At 44.5% G+C, this 1156-nt stretch carries 1 protein-coding gene and 1 pseudogene; both read right to left on the bottom strand.

Annotated features, from left to right (window positions below; translation table 11 throughout):
• Nucleotides 1-173: 173 nt before the first annotated feature.
• Nucleotides 174-938 carry an ATP-binding protein gene (locus tag DW089_RS11240; protein WP_105326919.1) on the bottom strand — a complete coding sequence of 255 codons (765 nt, stop codon included), beginning with the start codon at nucleotides 936-938 and terminating at the stop codon, nucleotides 174-176.
• Nucleotides 935-1156 (bottom strand): annotated as a pseudogene (locus DW089_RS11690) (IS21 family transposase); the annotation flags it as partial. The gene DW089_RS11240 and the pseudogene DW089_RS11690, both read right to left, overlap by 4 nt.

The raw sequence follows: 1156 nt of genomic DNA, 5'->3' as shown, positions 1-1156 counted from the left end.
TGCATAAATCGGTGTAAGTTTACCGTCTGCACGGACTTTTTTTACCACCTTCTCGGAATTCTTTTACCACCCCACCGCACTAGTAGGCCATTAAGAGATTCAGCCAAAAGCTCTGCCGGATGGTTGAGCCGGCAGAGCTGGTTATTTAGTTTTCTTTAAAGTATAGATAAGCTTTAGCTTTGAGTTGCTTTCAGGCCATACCGTTCTCTCATTGAGATACGGCCTTCAACCATAATTACGTATGAGTTATGGATAATGCGGTCCATAATAGCATCAGACACAGGGCTTGCAGATTCGGGGTTCGAATCAATCCTGGTATACCAGCCATCTGTGCTGTACTGGGTGCAGAAAATCATAGAACGTTGGCAACGAGTTTCTACAATTTCTAATAGATCATAACTTTCCTGCGGTGTTAGGGGGCGTATAAGCCATTCATCCAAAATGAGCAAATCAACCTTTTTGTAATTGGACAGGCATTTCTTTAATTCACCGCCGCTTCGGGCAATATTCAACTCATCCAGCAATTCTGGCATACGAATATATCGTACTTTCTTGAATCGTCGGCAGGCAGCGTTACCAAGAGCACAGGCAATGTAGGTTTTACCATTGCCAGAAGCTCCTTCCAGAATAATATGGTGTCCCTCGTCTACAAATTTGCAGCTGGATAGGCGTAAAATCTGTGCTTTATCCAACTTTCTATCTTCGTAGTACTCAATTTCTTCTACTGCGGCAGCTGGGGCAGAAAAATTTGCATTCTTAATGAGTCGCTGTACTGTATTCGTTTGGCGTCGGTTCCATTCGGCAGTCACCATCAGTCCTAATCGTTCCTCAAAGCCAAGCTCATTAAAGGTTGAGTCTTGTAATTGGTGGGATAATTCATCCGCCATAGCGGTCATTCTCATCTTCCTAAGCATCTCTACGGTTTCCTGGTCTATCATTGGCGGCCACCTCTATCCTTACTGAAATACGAGGCACCGCGTGTAATTCCGTAGTTGTTTGCTGCGGCTGGCTTTTTCTGCGGAGCGTTTTTAACAGGTTTATCTTGGTCATTTTTTAAAATGCTGCTGACGTTACGGACGGACGGAGTGGCCTTGTAGGCGAAAATACGTCCACAAGCGTTTTCAAGCCGTACTTTCCCGTAACGTTCTTCCAATTT

It is taken from the genome of Acidaminococcus sp. AM05-11 (assembly GCF_003472805.1).
Lineage (GTDB): Bacteria > Bacillota > Negativicutes > Acidaminococcales > Acidaminococcaceae > Acidaminococcus > Acidaminococcus hominis.
This window is presented reverse-complemented; position numbering and strand designations above follow the sequence as displayed.